Source organism: Myroides sp. A21, assembly GCF_000807225.1.
Taxonomy (GTDB): domain Bacteria; phylum Bacteroidota; class Bacteroidia; order Flavobacteriales; family Flavobacteriaceae; genus Flavobacterium; species Flavobacterium odoratimimum.
This window is the reverse complement of sequence record NZ_CP010327.1, coordinates 1,475,289-1,488,531: the sequence shown is the minus strand read 5'-3', so window position 1 is coordinate 1,488,531 and position 13,243 is coordinate 1,475,289. Positions and strand designations below refer to the sequence as shown.

Below are 13,243 nucleotides of genomic sequence, written 5' to 3'. Positions count from 1 at the left end.
CTTAAACAAAGCACAGTTTATGAAAGTTACTATAGACGGACATGAAATAGAAGTAGAACCAGGGACATCCATTCTACAAGCAGCAAGAATGATAGGAGGCGAATCAGTACCTCCTGCAATGTGCTATTATTCAAAACTAGAAGGTACAGGAGGAAAATGTAGAGCATGTTTAGTGGAAGTATCTAAAGGTAGTGAAGCAGATCCACGTCCTATGCCTAAGTTAATGGCTTCTTGTAAAACAGGAGTTATGGACGGTATGGAGGTAAAAAGTATTTCTTCTCCAAGAGTACTAGAAGCACGTAAAGCAGTTACTGAATTCTTATTAATCAACCACCCTCTTGACTGTCCTGTATGTGACCAAGCAGGTGAATGTGATTTACAAAACCTAGCTTTCGACCATGGTAAAGGTCAGAAACGCTTCAAAGAAGAAAAAAGAACATTCGCTCCTGAAAATATAGGAGACAATATTCAACTTCACATGAATCGTTGTATCCTTTGCTATAGATGTGTAAAGACAGCAGAACAACTAACAGACGCAAGAGTACACGGTGTATGTGGACGTGGTGATCACGCACAAATATCAACTTATATATCAGCTGCAATTGATAATGAGTTCTCTGGAAACATGATAGATGTATGCCCTGTAGGAGCATTAACAGATAAAACATTCCGCTTTAAATCACGTGTTTGGTTTAACAAACCTTATAACGCACATAGAGATTGTCCTACATGTTCTGGTAAAGTAACAGTATGGATGTTCGGAGAAGAAATCCAAAGAGTAACAGCTCGTAAAGATGAATTCCACGAAGTAGAAGAATTTATCTGTAACAGTTGTCGTTTTGACCACAAAGACACAAAAGACTGGGTTATTGAAGGACCACGTAAGTTTGAGAAATTCTCTGTTATCAATCAAAACAACTACACTAAGAAATTAGATAAAGTAGTAATGAAAACAGAAAAACATATCTTAGAAGGACGTGACCAAGACCGCGTTAAAATTAGTATGAAGGAAATTCCTTTTACAGATAATGAATCAAAAGAATAAATCGGCATAAGTATGGATAAAACTATTATTATAGATAAGGCAGTTATCATTGTAGTTGTGTTTGCAGTTACGATGCTTATGGCGATGTATGCCACGTTAGCAGAACGTAAAATTGCTGCCTGGATACAAGACCGTCTAGGTCCTAACCGTGCTGGTAAAGGAGGTATATTACAGCCCCTAGCAGATGGTTTAAAACTATTCGCTAAAGAAGAAACACAACCAAACACACCAAATAAATTCTTATTTAAGTTTGGACCTTTCCTGGCGATGACATTAGCATTAATGACTAGTGCTGTTATTCCTTGGGGAGATAAGTTTCATTTATTTGGAAGAGATATTATATTACAAGCTGCTGACTTAAATGTTGGCTTACTATATATCATCGCAGTACTTTCTGTAGGAGTATACGGTATCATGATTGGAGCTTGGGCATCAAATAATAAATACTCTTTAATGAGTGGTATTCGTGCTGCTTCTCAAATGATTTCGTATGAAATCGCAATGGGACTTTCACTAATATCATTACTATTAATGACTCAGTCATTAAGCATGCGAGAAATAGCATTACAACAACAAGGAATGAACTGGAACGTATTCTACCAACCAGTTGGTTTTTTAATCTTCTTGATTTGTTCATTTGCTGAAACTAATCGTGCGCCTTTTGACTTAGCAGAATGTGAACAAGAACTAATTGGAGGATTCCACACAGAATATTCTTCTATGAAGATGGGATTCTTCCTTTTCGCTGAATATGCAAACTTATTTATCTCATCAGCTATCATCTCTGTACTATACTTTGGAGCGTATAACTATCCAGGTATGTCATGGGCTGTAGAAAACTGGGGAGTAAATATTGCAAACGTAATAGGTATTTTCGCTCTATTCGTTAAAATATGTTTCTTCATATTTGTTTATATGTGGGTTCGTTGGACTTTACCACGTTTCCGTTATGATCAATTGATGAACTTAGGATGGAAATCATTAATTCCATTAGCATTGTTGAATTTAGTGATTACAGCTATTGTAATCTTACTAGTAAAAAGTTAAGCATGTCGACAAATACTTATTCATTATCAGGAAGAAAAAAGGAAGTTTCTAATAAGAAGCTGACTTGGACAGAGAAGATCTACTTAGTAGCTATCTTCAAAGGAATGATGGTTACCTTAAAACACATGTTTAAGAAAAAAGTGACTATCGCTTATCCAGAACAACAACGACCTTTCAGTGATGTATATCGCGGAAGACATATGCTAATGCGTGATGACGAAGGTAGAGAACGTTGTACAGCTTGTGGTTTATGTGCATTATCATGTCCTGCAGAAGCAATTTCAATGAAAGCAGCAGAACGCAAACCTGAAGAAGCACATCTTTATCGCGAGGAGAAATACGCTGAGATATACGAGATTAATATGCTTCGTTGTATATTTTGTGGTTTATGTGAAGAGGCTTGCCCAAAACAAGCAATTTACTTGACTACATCTAAACAAATTGCTAAAGCAGATGTTACTCGTGAGAACTTCATCTTTGGAAAAGACAAATTAGTTATGCCACTAGATGTAGCAATCGAAAATACTAAACAACAGAATCAAGCTTAATCATGGTAGAAATATTATTTTATATTCTTTCGACTATAACACTCGGAAGTGCAGTACTTACCCTATTGAGCAAAAACCCTATCCATAGTGCTTTGTGGTTAGTGGTAAGTTTCTTTTCAATAGCTGGTCACTACATCCTATTAAACTCTCAGTTCTTAGGAATGGTACATATTATGGTTTACTCTGGTGCTATCATGATTTTAATGCTATTTACAATCATGTTAATGAACTTAAATATAAGCCATGAAGTCTCTAAACCTTTTATCACTAAAGTTGTTGCTACAATAGCTTTCTGTTTAGTAGGTTTATTATTGCTTTCTATTACTATGCGTGGAGCTCAAACTTATGAATTGCAATACGCAACTCATGGACAAGACTTCCAATCAGTACAAGTACTAGGTAAAGTATTATTAAATGAATACGTAATGCCTTTCGAAATGGTAGCTGTTCTATTATTATTATCTATGATAGGTGCAGTACTAATCTCTAAAAAGGACAAAACCGATAAAGAAGCATAATTATGGAGAATGTAATTGAAATAATTGGTATAGACAGATACATTTACTTATCGATCATATTATTCTGCATCGGAGTATTTGGTATTCTATATAGACGTAACGCAATTGTAATGTTTATGTGTATCGAGATTATGTTGAACTCTGCTAATATGCTATTAGTAGCGTTTTCTACATATCATCAAGATGCACAGGGACAGGTATTCGTATTCTTTACGATGGCGGTAGCGGCAGCAGAAGTTGCTGTTGGGTTAGCCATATTAGTAACGATATACAGAAATATTGGATCAATTGATATTGATAAATTAAAAAACTTAAAAGGATAATTCCGCATGGATACGAACGTAATTTTACTTTTATTACTGGCTCCTTTATTAGGGTCACTAGTTAATATTTTCTTCGGAAAGAAATTAGGTAATAGTGCTGGAATGATTGCTACCCTTGCAGTTTTAATTTCATTCATTATTACAGTAATAGCATTTGTACAAGTAAACGGTACAGGTGAACCAATACAAGTTGACTTATTTAATTGGATGTCAACAACGAGATTTGATATCTCTTTCGGATTCTTATTAGATCAGCTTTCATTGTTATGGTTATTATTTGTTACAGGTATTGGTACACTGATACACTGGTACTCTACTAGCTATATGAAAGGTGATGAGAACTATGGAAAGTTCTTTGCTTACCTTAACTTATTTATCTTCTTCATGATTTTATTAGTTACAGGTAGCAACTTACTAATCACATTTATTGGTTGGGAAGGTGTAGGACTTTGTTCATACTTACTTATCGGATTCTGGCATAAGAACCAATCATATAACGACGCAGCTAAGAAAGCATTTATCATGAACCGTATAGGAGATTTAGGTTTCCTAGTAGGGGTATTCATTTTAGCATTCTTATTCCAGTCGTTAGATTATATGACAATTAAAGAAGCTATTCTAAGCGGAACTAACCATCAAGTAAATACTTGGATTGGATATGCTGCTTTAGCTCTTTTCATTGGAGCAGTTGGTAAGAGTGCACAGATACCTTTGTACACTTGGTTACCAGATGCAATGGCAGGACCAACTCCTGTATCAGCATTAATCCACGCTGCTACGATGGTAACTGCAGGTATATTCTTAATCACTAGATTAAACTTTGTATTTGATCTTGTACCTCATATTCAAAACATAATCGCTATCGTTGGAGCATTTACTGCTTTATTCGCAGCAACTATTGGTCTTGTACAAAATGATATCAAAAAAGTACTTGCTTACTCTACAGTATCTCAGTTAGGATTAATGTTTATGGCTATTGGTTTTGGAGCTTATGAGATTGCAGTATTCCACGTGATCACACACGCTTTCTTTAAAGCTTGTTTATTCCTTGGATCAGGATCAGTTATACACGCTATGGGTGGAGAACAAGATATGCGTAAAATGGGTGGTCTACAACCATTCATGAAAGTGACTTACTTAACGTTCTTAATCGCTACATTAGCTATCTCAGGATTTCCATTCTTCTCAGGTTTCTTCTCTAAAGATGAGATCTTATTAACAGCGTTTAAACACAATACTGTATTATACATTATTGGTTCATTAGCGTCTATTATGACAGCTTTCTATATGTTCCGTCTATTCTTCTTGACGTTCAAAAAGAACTTTAGAGGAACTCAAGAACAAAAGAATCATTTACACGAAAGCCCTGCTGCTATGACTACACCATTAGTAGTATTAGCTATACTTTCTGTAGTTGGAGGACTTATCAGCTTACCAGGTAATGGAAACTCTTGGTTAAACGAATATCTTAAACCTGTTATCGTAAATACAGTGACTAAACACAGTCATGAATTAGGTACATTAGAATACATCCTAATGGGAGTTGCTACTATTGGTTTCTTAATCGGACTAGGTCTTGCTTACTCTAAGTATATTAGTAAAAATGAAGTACCTCAAGAAGACGAACAAATCGTTGGTTTCCATAAAGTACTTTACAACAAATACTACATTGATGAAATCTATCAAAAAGTAATTGTAAACCCTATCTACACACTAGCTACATTCTTAAGAGATGTAGTAGAAGTAGCTTTATCAGGAACTATATTTGGTTTAGGAAAGATAGCAGACGGATTATCTCTACAAGGTAAAAAAGCTCAAAACGGTAATATCGGATTGTACTTATTTGCTTTTGTATTCGGAATCTGTTTGATTTTATATTATTTATTCATTGCAAGATAACTTAGAGAGATGAACGTAACTATATTATTATTAACGTTATTAGTCGGAGCTATAGCGACCTACTTCGTAGGTAAACAATCAGCTGCTAAAGTAGCCTTGTTATTCGGACTAGTTGCTTTTGTAGAAACTTTAGTTCTAATCTGTTCACATAATTCTGGGGTTGACACAGGATATGTAACGCAATGGATGACTAACCCTAATATTCATTTAGCCTTTAAAGCAGATGGTTTAGGATTAGCTTTAGTTTTATTAACGACAGCATTAACTCCTGTGATTATATTATCATCATTAGGAGATCACATAGAGAAATCTAATGCATTCTATGCATTAGTAATGTTTATGTCATTCGCTATGACAGGAACATTCTTAGCATCTGATGGATTCTTATATTACATCTTCTGGGAGTTATCATTACTACCTATTTACTTCATTGCTTTATTATGGGGTAATGACAGTTTCGAAGCACGTAAGAAAGCAATCTTTAAGTTCTTTATTTACACATTTGCAGGTTCATTATTCATGTTAGTTGGTTTTATCTATCTATACCAACGTGCTGGTAGCTTTATGCTAATTGACCTGTATAATGCTAAACTATCAGCTACAGAACAGTACTGGATCTTCTTAGCATTCTTCATTGCTTATGCGATTAAGATTCCTGTATTCCCATTCCACACATGGCAGGCTTCTACTTATGAGAAAGCCCCTACAGTAGGAACAATGTTATTAGCTGGTATCATGCTTAAGATGGGGTTATACTCTATCATCCGTTGGCAATTACCAATCTCTCCAATAGCAGCAAAAGAAGTAATGCCTACTATCTTAGTACTTTGTATCATTGGTGTAGTATATGGTTCTATCGTAGCATTAAAACAGTCGAATATCAAAAGATTCTTTGCATATTCTTCATTAGCTCACGTAGGTCTTATTGCAGCAGGAGCATATTCATTGACATTAGACGGATTAAGAGGAGCTGTTTTACAAATGATAGCACACGGATTCGTTATCGTAGGTTTATTCTACGTAGCAGAGATTATTTACAAACGTTACCAGACTAGAATGATTGGTGAAATGGGAGGTATTAGACAACAAGCTCCTAAATTCGCTTCATTATTCATGATCTTAATGTTTGCTTCAATAGGATTACCAGGAACATTCAGTTTCATCGGAGAATTCAACCTGCTTTTAGGATTATCACAAGTGAATATATGGTATGCTATCATTGGGGGTACCTCTATTATCTTAGGTGCATTCTATATGCTTAGAATGTTCCAAAAGTCGATGTTAGGAGAAACTAATACTAAAGTATTCGCTGATGTAAATACTAAAGAAGTAGTGATCTTAGGCGTATTAGCAGTAGCTGTTATATTCTTCGGAATATTCCCACAGCCATTATCTGACTTGATCACACCTAGTTTGGTTGAAATAATGTCTTATATTAAGTAATAAATAGTAAGGAGTCAGTACATAACTGATGAATTTAATTCCAAAATAAAACAAATGAATACATTAATAGCAATTGGAGTATTAGCGGTTTTAGTACTTGTACTAGAAATCATCAATTTGCGCAAAGTAGTCATTCCTGCGACACTTTTAGGATTACTAGGTATCTTGGGATATACTGTATGCAATATTGATGTGGTACAAGCATATTATAACAATATGTTTGTGAGCACTAAATTTTCTACCGCATTTTCATCTTTATTTATAGCCTTAACTATTTTCTTAGTAGCATTAAGTAAAGATTTTTATAAAACAGAATTCTCAAAGATATCAGACTATATCTCATTAAAACTTTTCCTTTTAATGGGAGCGATATGTATGGTAAGCTTTGGTAATATGGCTATGTTCTTCCTAGGACTTGAGATCCTTTCTATCACATTATACATCTTATGTGGTACAGATCGCAAGAACATTAAGAGTAACGAAGCTGCGATGAAGTATTTCCTTTTAGGATCATTCGCTTCAGGAGTAGTATTATTCGGTATTGCTTTAATCTATGGGGCTACAGGGTCGTTTGATGTAGTTAGAATAAAAGAAGTAGCACTAGCAGGATCATTACCGATATGGTATGCACTAGGAACTACGATGATTATCATAGGTATGTTATTTAAGATAGCAGCTGTTCCATTCCACTTCTGGGCACCAGACGTGTACCAAGGAGCACCTAGTCTTACGACAGCACTGATGAGTACATTAGTTAAAGTAGCTGCTGTAGCTACGCTATACAGACTAAGCATGTACTTATTAGTAGATATGCCAAGTCAATATATCAACGTAATCGTAGTAATCGCTATTCTAACGATGACGGTAGGTAATATCATGGCTATCCGTCAAGATAATATGAAGCGTCTATTAGCATACTCTGGTATATCACATGCTGGATTTATGATGATGGCACTTACAGCATTAGGTACAGCATCAGCTAACCTATTCTACTATGCATCAGCGTATGCTGTAGCAGGTATAGCAGCATTCACAGTATTAATCATCGTGACAAAGAATAAAGAAAACGAACAAATATCTAACTTCAATGGGTTAGCGAAGAAGAATCCTCTTCTTGCTATTATCCTTTCTGTAGCGTTATTATCTATGGGAGGTATACCTATTTTTGCAGGATTCTTTGGTAAGTTCTTCTTATTCTCACAGGCGATAAGTAATGGATTTATAGCATTAGTTATCTTCGGGGTGATTAACTCATTTATCAGTATCTATTACTATCTAAAAGTAATCATTGGTATGTACGCTTCTACAGAAGAAGATACAGAGCACATCCAAGTACCGTTAACTTATAAGATCGTTGGGGTTACAGCCATCGTTATTAACATCGTTATTGGTCTATGTCCATCGATACTTTTAAACCTATTCAATTAGAACAAAATAAATAACAACTCGATAGATTACCCTAAAGGTGGCGTTTTATTAATAAAACGCCACCTTTTTTTATAACCCACATCACAATCAGTGTGATACAACCGAAAACCTCTAAAATATAAGTGATCATTATTTTGTTTAATTTTCATTTAAAAGACATTTAATTTTAAAAAGCATATCTTTTTAAGACATTTCTATCTAATTCCGTATAACTTCAAAAAACTAAAAAAACTCGCATTTTATCACGTTTATTTTATTCTAAATCAGCACTTGTGACAATTATCTAGACTTAATAAAACTTATCACTAGCAATATCTCATTATAAGCATTAAAATAGTTAAAAAGCACAAAAAAAACAAATGCTAAATCCTTCATAAAACAAACATAAATACAAATCAACACACTGAAATACAACAATTTAACTCCTTTAGTTTAATAATTTCGTTTCCTAAGCATTCTTTATCTTTAGTGCTTAATTGTAATTACTTTTTATATGAAGAAGTTGAAAGTAAATGCGATAATACACACTCAATATCAAAACCTTAAAAAGGAACTAACGGAAATCATTGAAGCCTATGACGAAATAGATACTTATATCGCTAAAGGAACTAGAAATAGTATCAAGCTTGTAGAGCTATCTACTGGTCAGAAGGTTGCTATTAAATCCTTTAAGAAACCTAATCTTATCAATAGATATGTATACCGAAATATACGTAAGTCTAAAGGTCTGAGATCATTTGAAAACGCTGAAAGATTACACAATCTAGGAATCAATGCTCCACATTCGATTGCTTATTTTGAATACGTCTCTAAAGGCGCATTAAGAAACTCATACTACATATCAGAATTTATTGATACAGATATCACTTATAGAGATCTAGCACAAAACCAAGATTGTCCTAACAGGGAGAGAGTCCTTGAGGAGTTCGTTGAATTCTCTTTTAAATTACACGAGAATGGTATTAATTTCTTAGACCATTCACCAGGTAACACTTTGATAAAAGTAAGAGAAGATGGTTCGCATGAATTTTATCTAGTAGATATCAACAGAATGAAGTTTGATCAAGAAATGAGTTTCTCACATCGAATGAAAAACTTGTCACACTTGACTACAAACATTCAAGATATCGAGAAGATGGCTACTGGATATCCTAATGAAATCCGGACAATTATTTAAGCAGCTTTATTCATATTTATTATTTGATTAAACTCATTGATTGTCTTGTAGTTTAAGTAGGAGTGTCTACGTTTTTTATTATACCAGATTTCGATATATTCAAAGACTTTCGCTTCCATTTGCTTTGTATTTAGTTGTAAATTTCCATAAATCATCTCCACTTTTAGGGATTTAAAGAAGCTTTCCGCTACGGCGTTATCCCAACAATTAGCCTTCCTACTCATGCTTCTAACAACATTAAAGGACTCTAAAAAATTTGCAAATTTGTAGTTTGCATATTGTACTCCTTGGTCAGAATGGAAAATTAATCCGTCTTGAAAAGATCTGTTCTTTTTAGCCATTTTAAAGGCAGCCAAGGTGGTGTTTTCTGTTGACATATCTTTACTCAAACTCCATCCAATAACCTTTCTATCGTATAAATCTATTATTGTAGTTAGGTAAATAAACCCTTCTTTAACAGCGATATAAGTAATGTCAGACACCCAGACTTTCCCTGGTTCAGTTTGTGTAAATTGTCTATCTAAAATATTATCAACCACTAAATAATTGTGTTCAGAGTCTGTGGTTATTCTATATCGTCGAGCTACTTTACTACGTAATCCTAACTCTTTCATGTACTTAGCAACAGTTGGTTTAGATATTTTATAACCTCGTGCATTGAGTTCTATTGTAAGGCGAGGACTGCCATAACGCTGTTTAAATTCTAGATAAACTTCTGTAATAACACGTTTTAGATCTGCTTTGGCTTGTTTTCTTTTATTAACAGGAGACCGTTTCCAATGATAATAACCACTTCTACTTACCTCTAAAACTTTACACATAATCCCAATCGGAAATTCATGTTCATGATCAAATATGAACATGTAAATCATTTGCCGGTCTTTGAGAAAATGCCGATTGCTTTTTTTAATATTTCATGTTCTAATTCAACAGCCGCTAACTTCCTTTCTAATTCTTTTATCCTTTCTTGTTCTGGAGTCAGCTTTTGTTTACCATTACCTGGAAAACTAGCATCGCCTAACTCTTGAGCTTCTTTACACCATTTATACAATAATGTAGGTCTGACTCCAAGTTCACGAGCCAATTCTGATTTGTTTGTTCTTTCCTTAGCCAGTTCAACGGCTTGCTGCTTAAAAGCAGCATCGTAGGCCTTTCTAATTCTTTTCATAATTCAAAGATAAGTTTTTATGCTTAACTTAATGTCCAGGCTAAGTTACCAAGTCCAGCTATTAAGTTTGTTCAAAAACACTTTGACTGTGATGAGATTATCATTTCTAAAGGAGATAAGGGAGGACTTTATTTAAACAAAGAGATGCTTTATAGCTATCCTGCAGTAGATATCGTTATTAGAGATACGGTAGGTAGTGGAGATTCATATCTTGCAGGTTTCTTAGCAGCTAAGTTGAACGGGCATGATCCTATTCAGATTATTAAAACAGCAGCATCACTAGGTGCTTTTGTTACATCACATACAGGTGCTAATCCGGAGTACGAAAGAGAAGATTTTGACATTTTTTATTATGAAACGATCTTTAAAGATGAATTAATTACGAGTAAAAACATCTTAGAAGCCCTGAAAACACCTGAAAAATAAAAGAATAAGAGCTTTTTTGAAAAAAAACACTTTGATATTAAAAAAAAGTATAATTTAGCACCTATAACAAAAGACGAAAATGAATACACAATTTTTAAATACTAATTGGTGGTGGCTAGCTAAATCCTATCAGGGTTCGGTTGGTCGTACTATGTATTTAAGTTGTGATTAGTTATAGATAGAATTATATACACATATTATATAGATAAAGCCTGCTAGGAACCCCTAGCAGGCTTTTTTTTGCTTTAAACTCAAATAATTACAAGAAATGAAACTTCACATCAATCACAAAAAAATACTTGGAGACCTATACACTCCTATCGAAATATACCTCAAACTAAGAGATAAATTCTCTAATAGCTTCTTATTAGAAAACTCTAGTAACCACTCTAGAGAGAACAGTTGTTCATACATCTGTTTTGACCCGATGATGTCTTATATCGTTACTGCAGATACGACTACAGTACAGACCTTAGAGAACACGACTACACATACTACAGCTGATATCAATGTACTAGATCAGTTACAATTATTTATCAAAGAGATCAAGGTAGAAAACGCTAATCACTATGATTACTTAAAGGCAGGTATCTATGGATATACGAGCTATGACAGTATCCCATTAGTACATGATATACAGTTTAAGGCTACTGATACAAGCATTCCTTTAATGCAATACCATTTCTTTAAATATGTCATAGTATATGATCACTATAAAAATGAAATGCACTTAGTAGAATACACTCGTACAGGAGAAGAAAGTCAATTGAATAAAATACATGCCTATCTAAACACCAATAGCATTACTCCCTACCCTTTCAAAACGGTAGATGCTCCAAAGACACCTTACACAGATGAAGAGTTTCTAGAGATTATAAAAAAGGAAAAGAGCACTGCTATAGAGGAGATGTATTCCAGCTAGTACTCTCACGTAAGTATAAGCAGCAGTTTACGGGAGATGAGTTTAATGTATATAGAGCTCTTCGTTCTATTAACCCTTCTCCTTACCTATTCTACTTTGACTATGGAGCATTTAAGATATTCGGTTCATCTCCTGAAGCCCAGGTAGTAGTTAAGGAGAATAAAGCGTATGTCAATCCAATAGCAGGCACATTTAGAAAAACAGAAGACAAGGCTCAGAACGAGATACTAACACAGCAGTTACTTAATGACCCTAAAGAGAATGCAGAACATATCATGCTAGTAGACTTGGCTAGAAATGACCTAAGTATCACAGGAACAGAGGTCACAGTAGAAGAGTATAAAACGGTAGAACAATACTCTCATGTCATCCATCTAGTGTCTAAAGTCAGTGCTACTATAGATATGCAAAAAGATAGCCTTAATGTATTCGCCAACACCTTCCCTACAGGGACACTATCAGGAGCGCCTAAGCACAGAGCCATGGAACTAATAGATCAATACGAACCAGAGAGTCGAGGGTTCTATGGAGGTACGATAGGCTTTATCACCTTAGATGGAGAAATTAACCATGCCATCTTTATCCGATCAGCTCTGAGTTATCAGAATGAGTTACACTATCAGGCAGGATGTGGTATTGTGACCAAGTCAGATGACTTATCAGAATTAAAAGAAATAGAAAACAAACTAAGTGCTATCACTCTAGCTATCCGTGAAGCCCAAAACATATAAGTTATGAAAGTATTAGTAATCGACAACTATGATTCCTTTATCTACAATGTGATACACATCTTAAAAGAACTAGGAGTAGAAACAATAGATATCATCAAGAATGATAAGATCGAACTTGAGCAAATAGATCAGTACGATAAGATTATCCTTTCGCCAGGGCCAGGTATTCCATCAGAAGCAGGAAAACTAATGGACGTGATAGCCTACGCTGCTGACCATAAAGACATATTAGGTATCTGCTTAGGACATCAGGCTATAGGTGAGTACTATGGTCACCAACTAAAGAGATTAGAGACTCCACTACACGGAATATCATCACCTATACAGCTAGCTGCACCTGATGATATATTCCAGTCTATGCCAGATCACTCCCCTATCGCACACTATCACTCATGGGTAATAGAAGAAAGTAATAGTGAACTAGCGATAACAGCCTATGACGAGCAACAAAATATCATGGCGGTGAAGCATCGAACACTTAATGTTAGAGGAGTACAATTTCACCCAGAATCGATATTGACTACTTATGGGAAAGAGATAATTAAAAATTGGATTAAAAACTAATGCT

14 protein-coding genes and 1 pseudogene are annotated in these 13,243 nt (G+C 34.7%); 13 read left to right on the top strand and 2 right to left on the bottom strand.

The features are described from left to right. The first annotated feature begins 19 nt into the window (after positions 1–19). The 9 genes from MYRA21_RS06830 (at position 20) to MYRA21_RS06790 (ending at position 9,428) form a co-directional block, all read left to right on the top strand. Positions 20–1,045, top strand: coding sequence for a 2Fe-2S iron-sulfur cluster-binding protein (locus tag MYRA21_RS06830; protein ID WP_006257696.1), 1,026 nt, complete (start codon positions 20–22; stop codon positions 1,043–1,045). Between the two features lie 12 nt (positions 1,046–1,057). Next, a complete protein-coding gene (nuoH, locus tag MYRA21_RS06825) occupies positions 1,058–2,092 on the top strand; it encodes an NADH-quinone oxidoreductase subunit NuoH (protein ID WP_006257697.1) in 1,035 nt (344 codons plus the stop codon). Positions 2,093–2,094: 2 nt separating this feature from the next. After that, the gene (locus tag MYRA21_RS06820; protein ID WP_006257699.1) at positions 2,095–2,640 is read left to right on the top strand and encodes an NADH-quinone oxidoreductase subunit I; all 546 of its coding nucleotides are present in this window, start codon (positions 2,095–2,097) and stop codon (positions 2,638–2,640) included. 2 nt (positions 2,641–2,642) lie between these two features. Then, on the top strand, positions 2,643–3,158 hold the full coding sequence (locus tag MYRA21_RS06815) for an NADH-quinone oxidoreductase subunit J (RefSeq protein WP_006257700.1): 516 nt from the start codon (positions 2,643–2,645) through the stop codon (positions 3,156–3,158). Positions 3,159–3,160: 2 nt separating this feature from the next. After that, positions 3,161–3,481: an NADH-quinone oxidoreductase subunit NuoK gene (gene nuoK, locus MYRA21_RS06810; RefSeq protein ID WP_006257701.1), complete on the top strand. Its 321-nt coding sequence runs from the start codon at positions 3,161–3,163 to the stop codon at positions 3,479–3,481. A 6-nt stretch (positions 3,482–3,487) separates the two neighbouring features. Then, entirely contained in the window at positions 3,488–5,380 is a 1,893-nt protein-coding gene (gene nuoL / locus MYRA21_RS06805; protein ID WP_006257702.1) for an NADH-quinone oxidoreductase subunit L, read from the top strand. A 9-nt stretch (positions 5,381–5,389) separates the two neighbouring features. After that, positions 5,390–6,823, top strand: coding sequence for a NuoM family protein (locus MYRA21_RS06800; RefSeq protein WP_006257703.1), 1,434 nt, complete (start codon positions 5,390–5,392; stop codon positions 6,821–6,823). A 54-nt stretch (positions 6,824–6,877) separates the two neighbouring features. After that, complete coding sequence (locus tag MYRA21_RS06795) at positions 6,878–8,251, top strand: NADH-quinone oxidoreductase subunit N (protein ID WP_006257704.1); 1,374 nt, start codon at positions 6,878–6,880, stop codon at positions 8,249–8,251. Positions 8,252–8,744: 493 nt separating this feature from the next. Next, entirely contained in the window at positions 8,745–9,428 is a 684-nt protein-coding gene (locus tag MYRA21_RS06790; protein WP_235280044.1) for a lipopolysaccharide kinase InaA family protein, read from the top strand. Here the strand turns inward: MYRA21_RS06790 and MYRA21_RS06785 are convergent. Then, positions 9,425–10,300, bottom strand: a complete 876-nt coding sequence (locus tag MYRA21_RS06785; RefSeq protein WP_039328753.1) for an IS3 family transposase — start codon at positions 10,298–10,300, stop codon at positions 9,425–9,427. The two genes, MYRA21_RS06790 and MYRA21_RS06785, sit on opposite strands and share 4 nt — an antisense overlap. Further along, positions 10,297–10,596 (bottom strand): transposase, encoded by a 300-nt coding sequence (locus MYRA21_RS19295; protein WP_039328751.1) that lies wholly within the window; start codon positions 10,594–10,596, stop codon positions 10,297–10,299. Before MYRA21_RS19295 ends, MYRA21_RS06785 begins: the two co-directional genes overlap by 4 nt. Before the next feature lie 60 nt (positions 10,597–10,656). On the opposite strand from MYRA21_RS19295, the gene MYRA21_RS06775 reads away from it, so the two are divergent. From MYRA21_RS06775 to MYRA21_RS06765, 4 genes and pseudogenes are all read left to right on the top strand, one after another. Beyond that, entirely contained in the window at positions 10,657–11,022 is a 366-nt protein-coding gene (locus MYRA21_RS06775; protein WP_255420017.1) for a carbohydrate kinase family protein, read from the top strand. A gap of 268 nt (positions 11,023–11,290) precedes the next feature. Next, a complete protein-coding gene (locus MYRA21_RS19290) occupies positions 11,291–11,944 on the top strand; it encodes a hypothetical protein (RefSeq protein ID WP_235280042.1) in 654 nt (217 codons plus the stop codon). Between the two features lie 11 nt (positions 11,945–11,955). Further along, a pseudogene (locus MYRA21_RS19285) lies at positions 11,956–12,675 on the top strand (anthranilate synthase component I family protein); the annotation flags it as partial. Positions 12,676–12,678: 3 nt separating this feature from the next. Next, positions 12,679–13,239, top strand: coding sequence for an aminodeoxychorismate/anthranilate synthase component II (locus MYRA21_RS06765; protein WP_006257710.1), 561 nt, complete (start codon positions 12,679–12,681; stop codon positions 13,237–13,239). The last annotated feature ends 4 nt before the right edge of the window (positions 13,240–13,243 follow it).